General features: G+C 72.2%; 23 protein-coding genes. 9 read left to right on the plus strand and 14 right to left on the minus strand.

Annotated elements, in window-relative coordinates; genetic code table 11:
- A partial coding sequence (locus B9S61_RS40760) for a hypothetical protein (RefSeq protein WP_103542039.1) occupies positions 1–3,543 on the plus strand: 3,543 nt, incomplete at its 5' end.
- Positions 3,544–3,710: 167 nt separating this feature from the next.
- On the opposite strand, the gene B9S61_RS10715 is transcribed toward B9S61_RS40760, so the two are convergent.
- A complete protein-coding gene (locus B9S61_RS10715; protein WP_103542040.1) occupies positions 3,711–3,971 on the minus strand; it encodes a GntR family transcriptional regulator in 261 nt (86 codons plus the stop codon).
- A gap of 169 nt (positions 3,972–4,140) precedes the next feature.
- On the opposite strand from B9S61_RS10715, the gene B9S61_RS10720 reads away from it, so the two are divergent.
- Positions 4,141–4,335, plus strand: coding sequence for a hypothetical protein (locus B9S61_RS10720; RefSeq protein ID WP_103542041.1), 195 nt, complete (start codon positions 4,141–4,143; stop codon positions 4,333–4,335).
- Positions 4,336–4,733: 398 nt separating this feature from the next.
- On the opposite strand, the gene B9S61_RS10725 is transcribed toward B9S61_RS10720, so the two are convergent.
- The 10 genes from B9S61_RS10725 to B9S61_RS10755 form a co-directional block, all read right to left on the minus strand.
- Positions 4,734–6,839, minus strand: a complete 2,106-nt coding sequence (locus tag B9S61_RS10725) for a cell division protein FtsK (RefSeq protein ID WP_103542042.1) — start codon at positions 6,837–6,839, stop codon at positions 4,734–4,736.
- An 86-nt stretch (positions 6,840–6,925) separates the two neighbouring features.
- A complete protein-coding gene (locus B9S61_RS40765) occupies positions 6,926–7,102 on the minus strand; it encodes a hypothetical protein (protein ID WP_181007323.1) in 177 nt (58 codons plus the stop codon).
- 2 nt (positions 7,103–7,104) lie between these two features.
- Positions 7,105–7,266, minus strand: coding sequence for a hypothetical protein (locus B9S61_RS40770; protein ID WP_181007324.1), 162 nt, complete (start codon positions 7,264–7,266; stop codon positions 7,105–7,107).
- Between the two features lie 81 nt (positions 7,267–7,347).
- Positions 7,348–7,560, minus strand: a complete 213-nt coding sequence (locus B9S61_RS10730; RefSeq protein ID WP_103542043.1) for a hypothetical protein — start codon at positions 7,558–7,560, stop codon at positions 7,348–7,350.
- A 1-nt stretch (position 7,561) separates the two neighbouring features.
- Positions 7,562–7,873: a hypothetical protein gene (locus tag B9S61_RS10735; RefSeq protein ID WP_103542056.1), complete on the minus strand. Its 312-nt coding sequence runs from the start codon at positions 7,871–7,873 to the stop codon at positions 7,562–7,564.
- Positions 7,870–8,043 (minus strand): hypothetical protein, encoded by a 174-nt coding sequence (locus B9S61_RS40775; RefSeq protein WP_181007325.1) that lies wholly within the window; start codon positions 8,041–8,043, stop codon positions 7,870–7,872. Before B9S61_RS40775 ends, B9S61_RS10735 begins: the two co-directional genes overlap by 4 nt.
- Positions 8,040–8,984: a hypothetical protein gene (locus B9S61_RS10740; RefSeq protein ID WP_103542044.1), complete on the minus strand. Its 945-nt coding sequence runs from the start codon at positions 8,982–8,984 to the stop codon at positions 8,040–8,042. The genes B9S61_RS40775 and B9S61_RS10740 overlap by 4 nt, the downstream gene beginning before the upstream one ends.
- A gap of 130 nt (positions 8,985–9,114) precedes the next feature.
- Positions 9,115–9,474: a DUF6907 domain-containing protein gene (locus tag B9S61_RS10745; protein WP_103542045.1), complete on the minus strand. Its 360-nt coding sequence runs from the start codon at positions 9,472–9,474 to the stop codon at positions 9,115–9,117.
- A complete protein-coding gene (locus B9S61_RS10750) occupies positions 9,471–9,839 on the minus strand; it encodes a hypothetical protein (RefSeq protein ID WP_103542046.1) in 369 nt (122 codons plus the stop codon). The genes B9S61_RS10745 and B9S61_RS10750 overlap by 4 nt, the downstream gene beginning before the upstream one ends.
- Positions 9,839–10,303, minus strand: coding sequence for a hypothetical protein (locus B9S61_RS10755; RefSeq protein WP_103542047.1), 465 nt, complete (start codon positions 10,301–10,303; stop codon positions 9,839–9,841). Before B9S61_RS10755 ends, B9S61_RS10750 begins: the two co-directional genes overlap by 1 nt.
- A gap of 211 nt (positions 10,304–10,514) precedes the next feature.
- On the opposite strand from B9S61_RS10755, the gene B9S61_RS10760 reads away from it, so the two are divergent.
- The 4 genes from B9S61_RS10760 to mug all read left to right on the plus strand — a co-directional run bounded on the left by B9S61_RS10760 (position 10,515) and on the right by mug (position 13,130).
- A complete protein-coding gene (locus B9S61_RS10760) occupies positions 10,515–10,721 on the plus strand; it encodes a hypothetical protein (protein ID WP_103542048.1) in 207 nt (68 codons plus the stop codon).
- 80 nt (positions 10,722–10,801) lie between these two features.
- Positions 10,802–11,011, plus strand: coding sequence for an AlpA family transcriptional regulator (locus B9S61_RS10765; RefSeq protein ID WP_258039616.1), 210 nt, complete (start codon positions 10,802–10,804; stop codon positions 11,009–11,011).
- 131 nt (positions 11,012–11,142) lie between these two features.
- Positions 11,143–12,585, plus strand: coding sequence for an adenylosuccinate lyase (gene purB / locus B9S61_RS10770; RefSeq protein ID WP_103542049.1), 1,443 nt, complete (start codon positions 11,143–11,145; stop codon positions 12,583–12,585).
- Positions 12,582–13,130 carry a G/U mismatch-specific DNA glycosylase gene (mug, locus tag B9S61_RS10775; RefSeq protein WP_103542058.1) on the plus strand — a complete coding sequence of 183 codons (549 nt, stop codon included), beginning with the start codon at positions 12,582–12,584 and terminating at the stop codon, positions 13,128–13,130. The genes purB and mug overlap by 4 nt, the downstream gene beginning before the upstream one ends.
- Positions 13,131–13,343: 213 nt before the next feature.
- Here mug and B9S61_RS10780 read toward each other — a convergent pair whose 3' ends face one another.
- From B9S61_RS10780 to B9S61_RS10790, 3 genes are read right to left on the minus strand one after another with little or no spacing between them, the layout of a single operon-like run.
- Entirely contained in the window at positions 13,344–13,784 is a 441-nt protein-coding gene (locus tag B9S61_RS10780) for a hypothetical protein (protein ID WP_103542050.1), read from the minus strand.
- Between the two features lie 55 nt (positions 13,785–13,839).
- Positions 13,840–14,565, minus strand: coding sequence for an ABC transporter permease subunit (locus B9S61_RS10785; RefSeq protein ID WP_103542051.1), 726 nt, complete (start codon positions 14,563–14,565; stop codon positions 13,840–13,842).
- 2 nt (positions 14,566–14,567) lie between these two features.
- Positions 14,568–15,488 carry an ATP-binding cassette domain-containing protein gene (locus tag B9S61_RS10790; RefSeq protein ID WP_103542052.1) on the minus strand — a complete coding sequence of 307 codons (921 nt, stop codon included), beginning with the start codon at positions 15,486–15,488 and terminating at the stop codon, positions 14,568–14,570.
- Between the two features lie 109 nt (positions 15,489–15,597).
- Between B9S61_RS10790 and B9S61_RS10795 the strand changes: the two genes are divergently transcribed.
- The 3 genes from B9S61_RS10795 (at position 15,598) to B9S61_RS10805 (ending at position 18,692) form a co-directional block, all read left to right on the plus strand.
- Positions 15,598–16,752, plus strand: coding sequence for a sensor histidine kinase (locus B9S61_RS10795; protein ID WP_103542053.1), 1,155 nt, complete (start codon positions 15,598–15,600; stop codon positions 16,750–16,752).
- Positions 16,753–16,766: 14 nt separating this feature from the next.
- Entirely contained in the window at positions 16,767–17,429 is a 663-nt protein-coding gene (locus tag B9S61_RS10800; RefSeq protein ID WP_103542054.1) for a response regulator transcription factor, read from the plus strand.
- 105 nt (positions 17,430–17,534) lie between these two features.
- On the plus strand, positions 17,535–18,692 hold the full coding sequence (locus B9S61_RS10805) for an ROK family transcriptional regulator (protein ID WP_103542055.1): 1,158 nt from the start codon (positions 17,535–17,537) through the stop codon (positions 18,690–18,692).
- Positions 18,693–18,904 lie beyond the last annotated feature (212 nt).

An 18,904-nucleotide genomic window follows, 5' to 3' on the forward strand; every position in this document is an offset into this window, starting at 1 on the left:
ACGCTGGTGGCGCTGGGGGCGGCGGCCCGCTCCTTGCGCGGGGACATGGATGACCTCGACGGGTCGATCCGTCGCGCCGGCGCCGGCATGGGCGGGCTGCGCGGCCGGTTGGGCACGGTGACGACGGCCGCCGGGAGTGCCGGCAGTGCGATGGGTGGTGCGGCGCGGGCGGCTCTGCTGCTGGCGCCGGCGCTGATTCCGATCGCCGCGCAGGCCCTTCCGATTGCGGCGTCGGTGGGCGCTGCAACGGTCGCTGTCGGCGCTTTTGCGGTGGCGGCGGCCGGGCAGGCGTCGGCGATCTCGGAGGCTGCGGAGGCGGAGAAGAAGTACAACGAGGCGGTCAAGGAGCACGGCGCCAACTCGCGTGAGGCGGGGCAGGCGCAGCTGGCGTATGCGCGGTCGGTCTCCGACATGCCGGCGCCGACGAGGAGGGCCGCGGCTGCGTTGTCCTCTCTGAAAGGCCAGTACCGCGAGTGGTCGGACAGCCTGGCGGACAGCACGATGCCGGTGGCGACGAAGGCGTTCCAGACGTTCGGAGCCCTGTTCCCGAAGCTCACCCCCGTGGTACGGGGAGCGGGCGCGCAGCTGGACCGGTTCGTGACGATCGCCGCCGGCGGGATCGCCTCCCCGGGCTTCGACCGGTTCATGGAGTCGTTCGCCGAGTTCTCCACCGGCGTGTTGGAGCGGGCGAACGATGGCCTGATCCGATTCGTGACGAGCATGCAGTCCGGGCAGGTGTCCGGCGGTATCAGCGCGTTCATGGAGTACGCGCGGGAGAACGGGCCGCTGGTCTCCGACACCCTGTCCAAGCTGGGTGAGGCCGTGGGGAACATCCTCGAGGCGGCAGCGAACGCCGGCCCTGGACTGCTCACGCTGGTGAACGCGCTGGCGGGTGTGGCGGCGGCGATCCCGCCCGAGGTCCTCACGACGATGCTGCAGCTGTCGCTGGCCATCAAGGCCGTCTCCTTGGCGGCGGCCGGTGCGGCCATGGTGTCCGGCCGGGTCGCGGCGATCGGTGCTGCTGTGACGGCGATGGGTGCGGCGTCGAGTACGGCGTCCGGTCGGGTCGGCCGGGTGACGGCGGCGATCGGTGCTCTGTCGCGGGCGGCGAAGATCGGCCTGGCGGGGACGGGTATCGGTCTGCTGGTGATCGGTCTGGCGAAGCTGGCGGACATCGGTAAGACCGCGCCGCCGGATGTGGACCGGCTGACGACGTCGCTGGGCAGGCTGGGCTCGTCGGGGAAGGTGTCCGGTGAGGCGGCGAAGGCGTTCGGTAAGGACCTGGACCAGCTGTACGACAAGGTCCGCAACATCACCGACCCCTCGTTCGCTGACCAGGTGCAGAACGGGTTCGTCAAGATCTTCACCCTGGGACAAGTCGACTCGACCGCGAGCAAGGAAGCCCAGGCGAACCTCGACGCGATCGATGACAGCCTCACCAACCTCGTGCAGGGCGGGAAGATCAAGGAGGCGGCAGCGGCGTTGGACTACTTCGCCGATGCCTACGTCCGGCAGGGGGGGAACCGGGCCAAGTTCCTCGCCGAGATGGACGAGCACAACGATGCCCTTGACGCCCACAGAAACGAGCTGGAGATTGCCGCCCGCGCGATGGGCTCCTTCGGCGCGCAGGCTCAGATGACGTCGGCGAAGTTGGCGGCGCAGAAGGTTGATGCGGACGGACTGCGCGAGGCGATCATCGCTTTGAACGACGTCAACCGGTCGGCGCACGATGCGCAGACGCAGTTCGGGGCCAGTCTCAATTCGCTCACTGCGTCGTTCAAAGAGAACGGCGCGACGCTCTCCGCCAACACGAAGGAGGGCCAGGCGAACCGGCAGGCCATGTCGGGCGCGGCGAAGGCCCGGGATGAGCTGATCGCCAGTGGTGTCGCGGCGAATGAGTCCCTGGCGTCGATGACGGGCAAGTCGGAGAAGCTGCGCGCCGAGATGATGCGGCTGGCTATCGAGGCGTTCGGGGGGAACAAGAAGGCGGCGGAGGAGTACGTCAACACGCTCCTCGGTACGCCCGAGAGCATCGTGACGGCGGTGAAGCTGGAGAAGGCGGCGGCCGTCACTGGTCTGGAGACGGTGCGGGCGGCGATCCGGGAGACGCCGAACGCGAAGTCCATCACGGTGTCCACGTTGAACGCGGCTGCGATCGCTGCGTTGGAGGCGGTGGGCTACAAGACGGAGACGCTGCCGGACGGTCGTACCCGGGTGACGACGGCGAACGGGCAGGCGATCGGCTCGATCGGCGCCGTCTCTACCGCGTTGAACCGGCTGGACGGGAAGACTGCCCGCACGTACACGACGCACACCGTGCGCACGATCAACGAGATCATCAACAACTCGAAGACGTACCGGTCGGTGCACGACATTGTCGGCGCCACCGGCGGCCTGTACACCGGCAGCAACTTCAAGCACCGCGGGTATGCAACCGGCGGCCTGGTGGACGGTCCGGGCACGGAGACGTCGGACAGCGTGTACGCGCCGTGGCTGTCGAAGAACGAGTTCGTCGTGAATGCCCGCCGCACCCGCCAGCATCTGCCGCTGCTGCGAGCCATCAACGAGGGGCGTCTGGAGGCGGGGAGTACGAGGAGCGCGGCCGGCGGAATGGGTTCGATGGGCAGCGTCGCTGCGGCGGTCGTGGCGATGATGCGCAGCACGATGAACACGGCGGCGGAGCAGGCCCGGACGCTGGCCGCGTCGACCGTGGACGCGCTCAGCCGGGACATCGGGCGCGGCCTGCTGGCCGGGCTGCAGACCGCGATGCCGAAGGTCGCGGCGGCCGTGCAGAAGACGACGGCCGCAGCCTCCGGGGTCGGCCGTGCCACGCCGGGCGGGAGCACACCGCGGAGCGGCTTCACCGCGGCGGTCGCGGAACTGCAGCGGCTCGTCGACTCCGGCCGCTGGTCCCGCAAGGGGTCGCTGCTGTTCGAGGACATCAGCTTCCAGGGCATGTCCAAGAACTTCTCCGGCCAGCAGATGAAGGTGGCCGACGGGTTCTGGGCCGCGGTCAGCGAGATCAAGCGGGCGGTGAGCGCGGGCAAGCGGGTCTTCGAGGACATGACCTTCCGTGGCATGTCGGTGAACGTGCAGCGTTTCCACGACGTGATCGCGCAGGTGTGGAAGGGCAATCCGTACGGGCGCAGCTTCGGCGACTGGGGGAAGTTCGGGGCGTCGAGGAGCTACGGCCGGTATGCGGCGGGTGGGTTGATCTCGGGTCCGGGTACGGGCACGTCGGACAGTGTTCCGATCATGGCGTCGGACCGTGAGTTCATGCTGAGCCGGGCTTCGGTGGACTTCTACGGTGCGCCGGCGCTGCGTGCTCTGAACCGGCGGCAGATCCCGCGCGGTGCGCTCGGGACGTCGGCTGGCGGTGGTGGCGGTGCGGTGGGTGACGTGCACTACCACTTCAACGTGACGGTCCAGAACCATGGCGTCCTCGGCTCGCAGCAGGACGTGAACACATGGTTCGCGCGCACGTTGGCCGACATGGTCCGGACGGGCCGTCTGCCGGCGGCCCTGCGGCCGTCGGGGCGTTAGCGGGCGGCTCGCCAGCGGTCCGGCGCCCTGCCTCCTTGGGGTGGGGCGCCGACGCCTTTCGTCCGGACGGCGAGGCCGCATTCCTCGAGCTCGCGGAGGACGCGCTGGATGTGCTGGATGTCGCCGGTCCAGAAGCGGGCGAGGGCGGCACCCCCACCGGCCAGCCGCTACGCCTCCGGCTCCTGCCCCACATAGGTGCCACGCCCCTGCACCGTCCACACCACGCCCTCGTCGACGAGCACAGCGATTGCCCGGCGGACCGTGGAGCGGGCCAGCCCGTACTCCTGCACGAGCCGGTTCTCGGACGGGATCGGCCGGCCCTCAGCCCAGTCGCCCCGCGCGATACGGGCGCGCAGGATCTCGGCGAGCTGCCGGTACGGAGTCAGCGGGCCCTCGTGGTCGATCTCGGCGTCCGGGTTGGTGGCCATGATCTGAAGCTAGGCAGGGGTGCACGTAGCGGCATCTCGGGCTACGTCTCGGTACGTATCGCTACAGGGCGAGACAGGCCGATACAAGCGGGTCTACGCTGCGGAAACAGGAAGGCCCCCGCGGCTGCCGGGCCCGGGGGCATGTACGACGCTTCGAGGGAGCCCCGTCATGTCCGAGAGTACGCAGCCCACCACCACCGAGGACACCCCCACCGCGTACGGCCTGTGCCACTGGCACCAGGGCTACGCCAGCGGCATCCGGTTGATCAACGCCATCGAGCAGGGCAGCGGGAGCGGCATCACGCACTTCGCGTGCGGGCCCTGCCGGGAGCTGCACAGGCTCACCCCGTTCGCGGACCGGTGAGCGGGCAGGAGCGCACCCCGGAGTTCAGCCTGGACGAGCACGCGATGTGTGGCGGCCCGCAGACGATTCGCCGGCTGGGCGCACCCGAGTGGGAAGCCCGATTCTGACGGTGCGGTGCACGTGCCCGTGCCCGTGCCACGGTAGACACCGGTCCGGCCGCTGACGTTCCTCCCCCGGGCGGGGCGGCCGGGCCGGGCAACACGAAGGCCCCCGAGACAGGTTCTCGGGGGCCTTCACCATGTCCGGGGAGGGACGCCGGTCGGAGGAGGAGAACGGCCCGGAAACGGCCGTACAGCGCCTCTGTGCCGGGCGCCTCCCCAGCCTCCCTCAATGGATCTTTCCGCAGGTCGCCGCAGGGGAGGCCGGTCAGGGAGCCGGTTGGGGAGAACTCCCCAAGATCAGACGGCTCCCTCGTCGTCGGCGTCCTCCAGCCGCGCCAGGATCGCCTCCTGGACGCGGTCCCGGGCCACGACCATGCGGCCGGCGGATTTGTACTGCTCCGCCCCGAACGGCTCCAGCGCCCGCTTCAGATCGGTCGGCGACCACTCCCGGTACTCGGCGGGGTTCCGTTCGGCGAGCCGGTGCAGCACCTCCTGCACCAGCATGCGCGGCTCGTCTGCGAGGACGGCGGCGACGTCGGCGAGCGGGTCGGCGGCCACACGCTCCAGGACGGCGACCGCGGCGACGCCGTCCCGCAGGGCCATGGCCCGCTCCACAACCGGCGTCACCTCGTCGACGCCTGCCCCCTTTGCCACGTAGTAGGAGCGGACCAGCCCGGGGGTCTTCCCGAAGCCCGCAGCCATGGCGGTGCCGACGTCCTCACCCGCGACCAGCGTCGTAGCCGAGTAGCCGTTCTTGTGCATGCCAGTACCGAGGATCGCGTCGTTGCCCTGGTGGTCGTTGATCGCGAACGCGACCCGATGGGACACGGTCTTGGAGATCCCGCGCGGCAGGCTCGCCGCATCGGCGTCCGGGGTGATCCACAGCAGCATGATGGCGGTCTTCCTGGCCTTCTTGGTGACCTTCAGCGCCAGTTCCTTGGCTTCCTTGCCGTGCTCCGGGTGCGTAAACAGCTCGTGGACCTCGTCGAACACGACGATCCGTGGCCGCATCGACGGGTCGCGTTCGGCCATCTCGCGGGTGACCTTGGTGTCGGTGCCGAGGCGTTCGAGTTCCTGCCCGCGGCGGGATACCTCGCTGGCCAGGGCGCGCAGCGTGTCCATGGCCGCGACCACGTGTTCGTCGTCGTCGCCCTTGACCAGGCTCCGCAGGCGAGGCCGCATCGGGTCGTAGTCGTTGTTGTACGCCAGGACGTGCACGTCGATCTCAACCAGCGGGTCGAGCATCGCACCGAGCAGCAGGGCGACGACCAGCGACGACTTACCCGAGCCCATGATTCCGGCGATCAGGTAGTTGGCGGCCATCAGCCTGCCGATGACCTGCTCACCACGGGCGTTGAGGGCGACGGGCACGCCCTTGAAGAAGTCGCTGGTGCCGTCGGTGAGGAGCGGCCAGGGCGGTACCGGCTTGGTGAGGACGCCCGGGTCGGCGACCCATAGGTCGAGGACGCCGGCCCGGTCGCGCGGTTCGGTCGGCCATGTCTCGATGGACTTGCGGAGCAGGTTGTGTGCGAGCGTCGCCTTCTTGTCGGCGATCATCTCCACCGTGACGCCCATGGGGAGCTGCAGCTGGGTGTGCCAGCCGTTCCCGGAGCGGGTGGTGGGCGACACCCATCGGGGCTGCCATCCGTCCTTGACGGCCTTGTTCAGCGGGGCGATACCGAGGTTGCGCAGCGCGCGCAGGATGGCGCCCTCGTCGGGGACGACGTCCCGGTCCTCGACGTCGGCCGGCAGCGCCCACGCGGGCGCGGCGTGCTGCTGCCTGCCGACGGCCCACGCTCCGGCGAGGGCGAGCCAGGGCAGGGCGTACAGGAGCGGCTCCCACACCACACCGGCGATGAACGCCACCCACGCGACGAGTTCGATCGTGGCGGCGAGCGGGGTGAGGACGTCGCTGATGTCGTGGTTGGCCCAGGCGAGCATGACGCCCAGGAGCAGCAGCACCCCGGCGCCGGCGCCCACACCGGTGGCGATGGCCTTGGGGGCGTTCATCACCATCTGCAGCAGCTCGACGCGGCGGCGGTGCCTGGCGAACCGGTAGGCGTACGCCCGCTGCTCCCACTGACGTACGAGTTCTTCGTTCCCGGCGGCCTCCGCCGCGCGCATCATCCGCTCGTGCCGGGCGGTGGTGCGGGAGTCCCATGCCCGCTTGGCGAGGACGCGGGCGCCGCCGACGGTGTAGGCACTGTGCCGGACGAGTGCCCGGTAGCCGTCGTGGGTGCGGACCTCGACGACGACCCGGCGCAGGGAGTCGACGCGGACACGGCGGCGCGGCCGGTCGATGGTCTCGACGGCCGGGGCGGCGGGCTGTTCGGGGGCGAGCTTCAGCAGGGAGACCTGCGGGTTCGCGTGCCCGTTGACCCGCTGGGGCGTGGTCTCGGTCATGATGTGGGTTCCTTCTCCCTGATGGGGATGTTGGGGCCCGGGGCGGCCGGCGAGCTTGGTGGCAGTGCGGCCGCCCCGGGGCAGATCTACTTCTTGCGGCGGGCGGCCTCGCGGGCCTCAGCCCGCTCGGTGATCGCGTCGGCGCGCTTCTCCAGCGCGCGGGTGGACTTCCCGCGGGCCTTCCTGCGCTGCACCTTCACGCCGATGGCGACGATGCGGGCGATCTCGGACAGGTTGTGCGGGTCCTTGCTGGTGAACGACATGGTCACTTCCCCCTCTTGGCGGCCTTGGCCTTGTGGTCGGCGCCCTGGCGGGCGGCGGTGGCACCGTCGGTGTCCCAGCCGACCGCGCCGCAGGAGCACTGGTAGTGCTGCTTGCGGCCGTTGCCGGAGACCTTGACGGTGACGTGGTGGCTGCTGCCGAACATCGGTGGTGTCCTCTCAGTGCGGGCCGGGGCTGTCCCGGCTCCCCTCACCGCCCGTGCGAGACGGGCGGATCGGGCAGCCGGTCAGCGGCGCGGGTAGTCGTGCCCGGGCGGCGGGTAGGTCGGCTCGCCCTCGGCCCCGGCGGCGGAGACGATGACGTTCTCGAAGTCGTCGAGGTCGACGCCTGAGCAGGGGTCGCCGGTGCGGTTGGCGTAGGCGGCCTCGAGGCCTTCCAGCAGACGGCCGGTGCGGGCCTGGTCGTCGGCCGGCGTCTCACGGCGGCGGAAGAGGGCCATGTCAGCGCCGTCCCTTCTGGATGTCGGCCCACATGCCGCGCAGGACGAGCAGGCAGGCGGTTGCGCAGACGGCTCCGATGGCGATGGCCACGGCGAACAGGGCGCCGACCAGGCCGACGGAGACGACGACGCCGCCGATGACGAGCCACTTCGTGGCGTTGAACTCGGGCCGCTGCACCGGGGCCGGCGCGGGCGGCTGCTGCTGGTTGAGGAGCTGCTGCGCCTGAAGGACGGCGAGGATCAGTTCCGTCTGCCGGGTGTTGTCCGCAGCATCAACGGCGGCGCGGGCGGCGCGCTCGAGGTCGTCGTTCACCGCGTCCACCGCCCCACGACGGGCAGGTACGGGCGGGGCAGCGCGCCGACCGTGAACGCCACCAGGAGCGGCTGGGCAACCAGGGCGGTGACCACCGAGACGAGCGCGGCGAGCACGCCCGGGATGGTCAGCAGCAGGGCGAGCACGGCACCCAGGAGAAGGAACTTCACGGCCGCTCACCACCCTCGGCGAACTGCTGCTCCCGGTCGTACAGGGCATCGATCGTGGGCCACCCGCCGGTGAGGCCACGGGCGGTCATCTCCGCCCGCATCGCCTCCCGGAACTTCCGCTTCGACGGCGGCGGGTCGGTCGCGTACAGCTCGGCGGCGAGCATCGCCACCGCCCGGTCATTGACCTCCCTGGCATCCGCGTCGGGGGCGTGACCGTCACGCGTGACCGCCACCTCCCCGGACGGGCCGAAACCCCCCGCGCCATCTGCGGAAACATCGTCGGTCACACCCCCCGACAGGAGGGCGTCAAGCTCGCGGTCCGAGACCAGGCCGGGCAGTGTGTTCACCGCCTCGGGGAGGGCGTGACGGTCACGGGTCTCGGCGTAGCTTTCGAGCGCCGTGTGGATGACGGTGGCGGCTTCCGCTTCCGCCTTGTGGGTGTCGCGGACGATGGCTGCGCCGGCCTTCGTCTTGTCGGCCCGTGACTGGGCGACCGCCCGGGACACGGCGATGCGGTCACGCGTGACCGCGCGTTCCCGGTCGATGGCGGCCTGAGCCCTCGGGCTGATGCGGGTGCGGTCCAGGTCGATGGCCATCACCAGGGTGACCTTCGCCAGGACGGGGATGAGCGCGCCCACGATCGCGGCCAGGACGTCACCGGCGAGGAGCCCGTGCGCGGCCAGCACGCCGACCGTGAGGGGCAGGAACACCCAGCCGATCGCCTTGGGCAGGCGGGCGCTGGAGCCCTGCCGGCGGTGCGCGGTCTCCTGGGCGAGGGCGTACAGCCAGACACTGTCGAAGAGGACGGCGACGCTGTAGGCGAAGACGGGGTGTGCGGTCGCGGTGAGGATGTCGCCGATGGCGGCGACGGCCCAGACGACGGCGATGACGGTGAGGGCGGCGGGCAGCAGCCAGGTGCCGGCCTTCCTGATGTGGTTCATGGGGTGCCGACCTCCGGGGCGGCGGCGCGCACCACACGGTGCGCGGCGGGGACAGACGGGAGGGGCCGGGCCGACCGGGCCGCCGCGCGGATGGCGGCGGCCTCGGTCGGCCGGCAGATCGGGCGCCGGGTCACAGGTCGCCTTCGGCGCGGACGACGAGCAGCTGGTCGGCGAGCGTGCGCAACTGGTCGGCGTAGGTGTCGAGGGCGGCGGCGAGTTCGTACACCTCGCGCGCGTCGAGGGCCTGGCCGACGAGGCTGACCGAGACGTGGACGTCGCGGCTGGCGGTGTCGGCGTACGGGGCCTGGTCGAGGCAGGCGAACACGAGGGGCTGGCCGCGCCACTTGAGGATGACGTCGTCGGTGTTGTGGGCGAGGTCGGCCCGCTCCTCGGGGAGGTGGTCCTCGTGTCCACGGCACCACGACGGCTCGCTGATGGTGACGTCGCCGTGGTCGGTGGTGGCCAGGGTGATCGTGCGGGGCTCGGTCACTGGTCCTCCCCGGCGGGGAGCGTGACGGCCTCGGACCACGACATGCCGCGGGCGAGGGCGGCGTTCGCCTGCTCACAGGTGATGTAGCCGACCGGCGGGTGCTCGGTGAGGCGGTCGCGCAGGTACGCGGCCGTCCATTCGAGGTCCATCAGGGGCTTCTCGTCGAGGATGGAGCGCAGGGCGACGACGACGTGCGTGGCGCGGTCGTCGCGGATCCGCTCGTACGCCCCGGCTCCGCCGGCGGTGGCGGGGTGCGGGATGTCGAGCGCGGCGAGGATGGCGGCGAGGAGGTCGCGGGCGGCCGGGGGCAGGGCGCCCACCGTGGTGGTGGGCGCCTGCTCGGTCGTGGGGCGCGGGGTGCCCATCAGGCCGCCACCTCCGCCAGGACCTCGACGCGCTCGACCTTGAGGGACGGGGCGCAGGGCTTCATGGGGACGGGGCCGAGGTTGTGGGCCTTGAAGATGCGGGTGATCTCGGCGAGGTCGGGGGTCTGCCGCGACGACGGGGTGCGGAAGACGCGCCAGGCGCCGTAGATGCCGGCGGGCAACTTGTCGAGAACCTTCTTCGCGGCGCGCTTGCCGCGGTCGGCGCGGCGGGCCTGGTCGGCGGCGCGCTCGTACTCGCGGGCGGCGGTCTCGATGGTCTCGACCGGGGGGAGTTCGTCGTCGGTGAGGACGTCAGCCGGGTCGGGGGCCTCGACGGGCGCGGCGTCGGCCGGCGTCTCGGTGGGGGCGATGGAGCGGATGGCGTCGGCGGTGGCCTCGACGAGGTGGCCGACCATGGCGCGGACCGTGCGGCCCGTGCGGGGGGACATGAGAAGCTGGAACACGGGATCTCCCTGGTAGGTCAGGTGGGTTCCGAGGCCCTCGCTCGGTGTTGGTAGCACCGGCGGGGGCTGCTTGCGTTGTCGGGCGGTTCCCCTTCCGACACCTCCACTTTAGGGAACATCATGTTCCCTAGTCAAGGGGTTACGCCACTGGACATGACTGGTGGACTGCGTAACATCAGGTTCCATGACGACTGATGGAACACTATGTGTCATGGACAAGCGATCACTCGCGCAGATGGCGCAGCGGTTCAGGGACGCCGAACAGCGGGCCGAGATCCTCCGGCAGGAGCTGGCCGCAGCCATCCGGCAGGCGGACACCGACGGCGTCGCGCAGAAGGACATCTGCGAAGCGACCGGGTACACCCGCCAGCAGGTCCGGCGCATCGTGCTCGCCGGCGGGGAGTCCGCGAGTGACTGACGCGTACACCTTGTCAACGCCGGGCGGCCAAAGTTCCCGGCACCCCGCAGCGACGGGCACGCCGACCACAGGGGGCAGCCATGGCCGACCCGGCCGCTGACTACTGGACGATCGCGGACGTCGCCGACCACTGGGGCGTGAGCGCGCAGACCATCCGCTCCTACCGCTCCCGCGGGCGCGGCGAGCTCCCGCCGGCCGACAGGATGTTCGGCCGCTCCCCCGCGTGGAGGCCAGCCACGATCCTCGGCTTCCAGCGCATCGGGCAGGGAACCAGGACGGATCTCCACTGAGTGGAGGCGGTATCTCACACACATCTCACAGACCCGGGCGAGAGCGCAGGCCGCGATGCACGCGACCTGCGCTCTTTCGCGCGCTCTGGACTGGACGGATCCTGTCTGGACGACGGGTAAACTCCGTACACGTGACTGCTGCGCCCGCCAAGCCCCGTATCCCGAACGTCCTCGCCGGACGCTACGCCTCCGCCGAGCTCGCCACGCTCTGGTCGCCCGAGCAGAAGGTGAAGCTGGAGCGCCGGCTCTGGCTCGCCGTGCTGCGGGCCCAGAAGGACCTCGGGATCGAGGTGCCCGACACGGCCCTCGCCGACTACGAACGGGTCCTCGAGCAGGTCGACCTGGCCTCGATCGCCGAGCGGGAGAAGATCACCCGCCATGACGTGAAGGCACGGATCGAGGAGTTCAACGACCTCGCCGGGCATGAGCACGTACACAAGGGAATGACCTCCCGCGACCTGACCGAGAACGTCGAGCAGCTGCAGATCCGGCTCTCGCTGGAGCTGATCCGCGACCGCGCGGTGGCGGTTCTGGCGCGCCTGGGCAGGCTGGCCGGTGAGTACGGGGAACTGGTCATGGCCGGCCGCTCGCACAACGTGGCCGCGCAGGCGACCACGCTCGGCAAGCGGTTCGCGACCGCCGCCGACGAGCTGCTCGTCGCGTACGGCCGGGTGGAGGAGTTGCTGGGCCGCTACCCGCTGCGCGGCATCAAGGGCCCGGTCGGTACGGCTCAGGACATGCTGGACCTGCTCGGCGGTGACGCGGAGAGGCTGGCCGAGCTGGAGCGGCGGATCGCCGCGCACCTGGGCTTCTCGCAGGCCTTCACCAGCGTCGGCCAGGTCTACCCGCGCTCGCTGGACTACGAGGTCGTCACGGCGCTGGTGCAGCTGGCCGCCGGGCCGTCGTCGCTGGCGAAGACCATCCGGCTGATGGCCGGGCACGAGCTGGTCACCGAGGGCTTCAAGCCGGGCCAGGTCGGTTCCTCCGCGATGCCGCACAAGATGAACACCCGTTCCTGCGAGCGGGTCAACGGCCTGATGGTGATCCTGCGCGGCTACGCCTCGATGACGGGCGAGCTGGCGGGCGACCAGTGGAACGAGGGCGACGTGTCCTGCTCGGTGGTGCGCCGGGTCGCGCTGCCGGACGCGTTCTTCGCCCTCGACGGCCTGCTGGAGACGTTCCTGACGGTGCTCGACGAGTTCGGGGCCTTCCCCGCGGTCGTCGCCCGCGAGCTCGACCGCTACCTGCCGTTCCTCGCCACCACGAAGGTGCTGATGGGCGCGGTGCGCGCGGGCGTCGGCCGGGAGGTCGCGCACGAGGCGATCAAGGAGAACGCCGTGGCCACGGCCCTCGCCATGCGGGAACAGGGTGCCGAGCGCAACGACCTCCTCGACAAGCTCGCCGACGACGAGCGGCTGCCGCTCGGCCGGGACGAGCTCCAGGCGCTGATGGCGGACAGGCTGTCCTTCACGGGTGCCGCGAGCGACCAGGTCACCGCCGTCGTCGGCCGTATCGACGAGATCGTGAAGCGGCACCCGGAGGCCGCCGGATACGCGCCCGGGGCGATCCTCTGACGCGCTTCACCCAGGAGGAGCTTCAGGCCGCCCGCGACCGCCTCGTACCCGACGTGGTCGCGGACGGTCTGCGCGTGCTGTTCTGCGGCATCAACCCCGGTCTGATGACGGCCGCGACCGGCCACCACTTCGCCCGCCCCGGCAACCGCTTCTGGCCGGCGCTGCACCGCTCCGGATTCACTCCGGTACCGCTGCGCCCGTCGGAGCAGCGGGAGCTGCTGTCGTACGGGCTCGGCATCACCAATGTGGTGGCGCGGGCGACCGCGCGCGCCGACGAGCTGAGCGCCGAGGAGTACCGGGAGGGCGGGCGGACGCTCGCCCTGAAGGTGGCCCGGATCCGGCCGCGGTGGCTGGCCGTGCTGGGGGTCACGGCGTACCGCGCGGCGTTCGACGACAGGAAGGCGCGGGTGGGGCCGCAGGCGCGGACCATCGGCGGGACACGGGTGTGGGTGCTGCCCAATCCGAGCGGGCTGAACGCGCACTGGACGCCGGCCACGCTGGCGGAGGAGTTCGGCCGGCTGCGGGAGGCCGCGGCGCGACGGTGACGGCCGGCCGGCGGAGCGGTCCCGGTGTCCGGCGCCTCGGATGCCACCGGCACCCCCTGGCCGTCTCCGAGCAGCCCGGCGCGAATGCGCCGCCGGTCCCTCGGGAACCTCCGCCGGACACGCGCGCACCAGGAGGGCCGGCGCGTCGCTGCCCGGCGAAGGGGCCGCGGATCATCGGCTTCGGCATCGCCCGGGCCACCGGCGCCTCGCCGCTCAGGGCGGGGCGGTCTCCGTGACCACCGCCAGCAGTTGGACCTCGTCGCCCGGGTCCCGGTCGGCGACCGCCACCACGGCCCAGCGGCCGGTGCCCCGGACCTCCCACAGCCATGCCACGTCCGCACGGGCGCTGAGCCAGGCCCAGGGCTCGGGTATCTCCTCGTCCCCGGTGCGCAGCAGGACGGTCTGCAGGTTGAAGGGACTGACGTCCCCCCAGCGGGAGGCCAGCACCTCGTAGACGGCGTCGCGCCCCTTCTCGAACTGGTCCACCGTGACCGCCCGCTGGGCCGGGTCGCCGTCGCCCGGCCCCGGTCCGCTCTCCAGGACGGCCACATGGTGGCCGGGCGCCCCGAAGCCGACGTCCGACGGGGCGTGCTCCGCCGGGAAGGGGCGGAAGCACAACTCGTCGATGAGGGCGATGTGCCGGGCGATGTTCATGGCTCCAGTAAACCCGTCGGCACTGACACTTGGCGGTGCGTCAGCCCACCACCGGTCAGGCGTCCCTGCGGCGCAGGCTCCAGGCCCCTGCCAGCAGCGCCGCGGCGGCCCACAGCGCGGTCACGGCAAGTCCCGTCCACGGGCCGAGCGTTCCGTCGGGGGACTGCTGGAGGACGGCCTGTCCGGCCCGGTCGGGCAGGAAGTCGGTGGCGGTGCCGGTCGCGCCGCCGATCACGAAGGACACCACCAGGACGAACGGGATCAGCACCGACAGCGTGGCCACTCCGCTGCGCAGCAGGGTGGCCAGACCGGCCGCGAGGAGAGCCATGAGGGTCAGGTAGACGCCGCAGCCGACCACACCGCGGAACTGTTCCGCGGTGGTGAGGCCGTTCGCCGCGTCTCCGAGCCCCGCCCGCCCCGCGAGGAGGGCAGCCACCGCGCTCAGCAGCCCGACGAGCAAGGTGGGCACGGCGATCGCCGTGACCTTCGCGGCGAACCAGCGCCCACGCTGCGGGACCGAGCCGAGCGAGAGCCGCAGCGCTCCGTCGTGGTACTCCGCCGATACGGCCATGGCGCCGAAGGAGATGGCGGCGATCTGTCCCACCGCGGCACCGGACAGGGCGGTGAAAAGGAGGTCGGCATCGGGGTCGGAGGCGTTGTCCACTCCGGCGACCGCGGAGAACGCCGTGGTCACCGCGAACAGGACAAGGAGCGTGCCCGGGAGCGAGCGGACGGTGCGGATCTTCAGCCACTCGGCGTGGAGCACGGGTGCGAACTGCATGGTCAGGTCTCCTGGCGCTGTGCGGCGAACTCGGTCTCGGCGGCGGTCAGATCCAGATAGGCCTGCTCCAGCGTGCCCTCGTCCGCCGCGAGTTCGAGGATCGGCACACCCGCGGCGGACGCCAGACGGCCGATGTCTTCCACCCGCGCGTCCGGCACCGTCCAGTACCCGTCCGTATGTTCCACGGCGTCGTGACCGTGTCGCGTGAGGGTGCTCCTCAGGACGGTGGGGTCGGAGGTGCGGATCCGGACGGCGGGGCGTACGCGCGCGTCGATGAACTCCCGCATCGGGGTGTCGGCCAGCAGCCGGCCCCGCCCGAGGGCGACGAGGTGGTCGGCGAACGAGGCGGTCTCGTTCATCAGATGGCTGGAGACCAGGACGGTGCGCCCCTCGTCCGCCAGCCGCCGCAGCAGGGTGCGGATCCACACGATGCCTTCGGGGTCGAGGCCGTTGGACGGTTCGTCGAGCATGATCACCTCCGGGTCGCCGAGCAGTGCGGCGGCGATGCCCAGCCGCTGGCGCATGCCCAGGGAGTACGTCCGCACGCGGTGGCGGGCGACCGGCCCCAGGCCGGTCCCCTCCAGCACCTCGTCGACCCGGCGGTCCGGGAGCCGGTGGCTCGCCGCGAGGACGCGCAGATGGTTCCGGCCGGTGCGGGCACCGTGCGCGGCCCGCGCGTCCAGCAGCGCGCCGACGTGACGCAGGGGGTCCGGGATCGCCGCGTAGGGGCGCCCGCCGACGGTCGCCGAGCCCGACGTCGGGTGGTCGAGGCCGAGCACCAGGCGCATGGTGGTCGACTTCCCGGCGCCGTTGGGGCCGAGGAAGCCGGTGACGCGGCCGGGCCGGACACGGAAGGTGAGGTGGTCGACGGCTCGCCGGGTGCCGTACTCCTTGGTGAGGTCCTGGACGTCGATGCTGGTCATGTGGATCAGCGTGGCGGCCGGACCGCTGGTGCCGCCTCCCCCGGGCGGGGAGACCGCCTCCCCCGGGCGGGGGAGGCGGGTGAGCGGCGGGCACTGACAGGATGACGAAATGGTCCGCCTCCTGCGTCCGCTTGTGCGAGGGACGACGTACACGCGTCTGCTGCATCTCTGGATCCCCGGGCTGCCGTTCAGCGTGTGGATGTTCATCGATCCAAGGACGCCCTGGGTGCCCGCGCTCGTGCTCCTCGCACTGGGGCTGGTTCCCGCGGTGCGCAGGGGTGAGGGTGTGCAGGCCGTGCTGCTGCTCACGCCGAACGAGCGCGAGCCGGGGTTCTCGGAGGAGTCCTCGGCGACATGGCGGGACCGGACGCGTACCGTCCTCTGGCTGGCGGTGCGCATCGCGCTGGCGGCGGTGACGGTCCTCGCCACGGTGTGGCTGCCGCTCCTGGGCTATTCCCTGGGCCAGGTGGCCGCGGGAACGGTGCCCGGTGGCGTGCCGGTGCTCGAGGACGTGCGGCACCACTGGGCCTACGCGCTGCTCGTGCCGCTCCCCCTGATCACGCTGTACGCGGCGGCGGTGGGCCTCGGCGCGCTGGTCACCGCAGTCGCGCGCAGGCTGCTCGGCCCGTCCCCCGCCGAGCGTCTGGCCGCAGTGGAGGCCAGAACCGAACAGCTCCTGGAGCGCACCCGCATCGCACGCGAGCTGCACGACTCCATCGGTCATGCCCTGACCGTCGCCGTCGTGCAGGCCGGTGCCGCGCGGGCGGCGGGCGATCCGGAGTTCACCGACCGGGCGCTGGGCGCCGTGGAGGAGACCGGACGGGCGGCGCTGGAGGACCTGGAGCGGGTCCTGGGCGTCCTGCGCGAGCCCGAGAAGCCCGTCGGCAGCCGTCCGACGCTCGTGGACGCCGACCGTCTGCTGGAGTCCGCCCGCGCGTCCGGCGCGACGGTCCACGCCGAGGTGAGTGGCCCGCTGGAGACTGCTCCGGGGCCGGTGTCCCGCGAGGGCTACCGCATCCTGCAGGAGTCGCTGACGAACGCGCTGCGGCACGCGGGGGCGGTCCCGGTGCGGGTCCGGATCGGTGTCGCCGACGGCGTGCTGCTCCTGGAGATCCGCAACCGGCTGACGCAGGACGTGCCGGGCCCCGGGCGGGGCAGCGGACTGCGCGGCATACGCGAGCGCGCCGCGCTGCTGGGCGGCCGCGCGTGGACGGGGCCCGACGCGGGCGACTGGCGGGTGCGGGTCGAGCTGCCGCTGGGCTGACCTAGGCTGGCCGGATGCCGGTGACCGTCCTGCTCGTCGATGACGAACCCCTCGTACGCGCGGGTCTGCGGGCCGTGCTGGAGGCGCAGCCGGACATCGGCGTCGTCGGGGAGGCGGCCGACGGGGCGGCGGTGATCCCGCTGGTGCGGCGGCTGCGGCCGGACGTGGTCGCCATGGACGTACGCATGCCGCTGATGGACGGCATCGAGGCCACGCGCGCGCTGCTGCGGTCGGTCGACGCGCCGCCGAAGATCCTCGTCGTGACGACGTTCGAGGACGACGAGTACGTCTACGGGGCGCTGCGCGCGGGCGCCGACGGATTCCTGCTGAAGCGGGCGCGGCCCGCGGAGATCGTGCACGCGGTGCGGCTGGTCGCCGAGGGCGAGTCGCTGCTGTTCCCCGCCTCGGTACGCCGGCTCACGGCCGAGTACGGCGCCGGCGGCGGCAACCGCGCGGCGCGGTCGGCGCTGGAGCGGGCACGGCTGACCGAACGCGAGGGCGAGGTGCTGCGGCTGATGGCGCGGGGCCTGACCAACGCGGAGATCGCCGCCCGGCTCGTGGTGGGCACGGAGACGGTGAAGTCCCATGTGAGTTCCCTGCTGGCCAAGCTCGGGGCCCGGGACCGGACCCAGGCGGTGATCGCCGCCTACGAGTCGGGCTTCGTGGCGCCGGGGTGAGCCGCGACCGCGGGACGGGGCCGGGCACCGTCGACCGGAGGTCGCCGGGGTCCGCCGTGCCGAGTACGATCCGCCCAACACGCGCACGAGCTCGGAGGACGGACGGTGGGTCGGCTGACCGGCGGGGACCCCTCACTGCTGCGAAGGATCAACTCCGCGGTGGTGCTGCACGCGCTGCGGGCCACGGACTGCGCGACGCTGACCGAGGTCACCCGGGTCACCGGACTGTCCCGGCCCACGGTCGAGGGCGTCGTGGAGGGGCTCGTCGAGGCGGGGCTCGTCGTGGAGACGGCGGCCGAGGAGGGCACCGCGCGGCGGCAGGGACGCCCGGCGCGGCGGTTCCGGTTCCGGGCGGAGGCCGGGTATCTGCTCGGCCTGGAGATCGGCGTGCACCGGGTGGCCGCGCTGCTGGCCGACCTGGACGGCCGGGTGATCGGCGCGCAGGCACGGGAGGTCGACGAGACGGTCGACGCGGACGAGCGGCTGGAGCGGCTGCTCGAGGCCGTCGCGGAGCTGCTGCGCCGGGCCGGTGTCCCCCACGGGTCCCTGCGGGCGGTGGGCGTCGGCACCCCCGGGATCGTCGAGGCCGACGGCACGGTACGGCTGGGCACGGCGCTGCCGGGCTGGACGGGGCTGGGCCTCGGCGAGCGGCTGAGCCGGTCCTTCAAGTGCCCGGTGCTGGTCGAGAACGACGCCAACGCGGCCGTCGTCGCCGAGCACTGGAAGGGCGCCGCCAAGGACACCGACGACGTGGTGTTCGTCCTGGCCGGGCTGAGTCCGGGCGCCGGATCGCTGATCGGCGGCCGGCTGCACCGGGGGTACGGCGGGGCGGCCGGGGAGATCGGCGCGCTGCATCTGCTGGGCCGGGAGGCGACGCCCGAGACGCTGCTGTCCACCACGGACGAACCGCTGCACCCGCTCGACGAGCAGGCCGTCGCCGCGGTCTTCGCCCAGGCCCGCGAGGGTGACGAACGGGCGCGGGCCGCCATGGACCGCTTCATCCACCGGCTGGTCCACGACGTGGCGGCGCTGGTGCTGGCCCTCGACCCGGAACTGGTCGTGATCGGCGGCTGGGCGGCCGGTCTGGACGGCGTGCTGGAGCCGCTGCGCGGCGAACTGGCCCGCTACTGCCTGCGCCCGCCGCGGGTCTCCCTCTCCCTCCTGGGCGAGGCGGCGGTCGCCACGGGGGCGGTACGGCTCGCCCTCGACCATGTGGAGGAACAACTGTTCGCGGTGGAGGGCACGGTGACGGCCCGCCGATAGCGCCGGTCCGGCGGACCGGCCGGAGTGGCGCGACGTTCGTGTGGGCCCCGTACCCGAACGGCCCCTCGTCGCAGGCCGACCCGGGTCAGGGCCGCCGGAGCCTGCCGGCGGACGACGCCGAAGGCGCACGGTGCGGCCCGCCCGCACACCTCGGCCGCTCGGCGTGTGAAGGGGTGCCGGCACCTTGCTCGCCGGACCGGGTCGCGAGTCGC

Origin of the sequence: Streptomyces sp. SM1 (assembly GCF_002910825.1) — a bacterium.
In the GTDB taxonomy this organism is placed as follows: Bacteria; Actinomycetota; Actinomycetes; order Streptomycetales; family Streptomycetaceae; genus Streptomyces; species Streptomyces okerensis.